The sequence below is a fragment of the Komagataeibacter kakiaceti JCM 25156 genome (genome assembly GCF_000613305.1).
Map to the genome: position 1 here is coordinate 1 of NZ_BAIO01000926.1, position 525 is coordinate 525.

Sequence of the window (525 nt, forward strand, 5' to 3'; positions counted from 1 at the left end):
TACCGTGCCGACTGGGCGCATTTCCAGACTGGCTGCGCCCGGACCGGCTTCACCCCCCTGGCCGGCGGAGCGTGGGTGGTGGGGGCCTATCTGGCCAGTCTGGCCGAGGATTTCGCGCCCGCCACCATCCGCCGCAGGCTGGCGGCCATCGGCAAGGCGCATCGTTTCGGGGATCTGCCATGGAATCCGGGGCATCGGGATATTCAGGGTCCGTTACAGGGCGTCTTGCGCACGCAACGCCGGCCGGTCAGCAAGCCGGTGGCGGTACGCCGGAGCCTGCTTGGGCAGTTGCTGGCTACCTGCGATCTGTCGCCGCGTGGCCGCCGTGATCGGGCGCTGCTGCTGGTGGGCTTTGCCGCGGCCCTGCGTCGGTCCGAACTGGTGGGCCTGCATGTGGAGGATATTACACCCACCGAAACGGGCGTAAGGCTGCGTATCCGCGCCAGCAAGACCGACCAGACCGGGGAGGGGGTGATGATCGGTCTCGCCCGTGGGCGGCAGGCGCAGACCTGCCCGGTCCGGGCG

General features: G+C 69.7%; 1 pseudogene. It reads left to right on the forward strand.

The annotated features are described in order from the left end of the window. Positions 1 to 525, forward strand: a pseudogene (locus tag JCM25156_RS29680) (integrase); the annotation flags it as partial.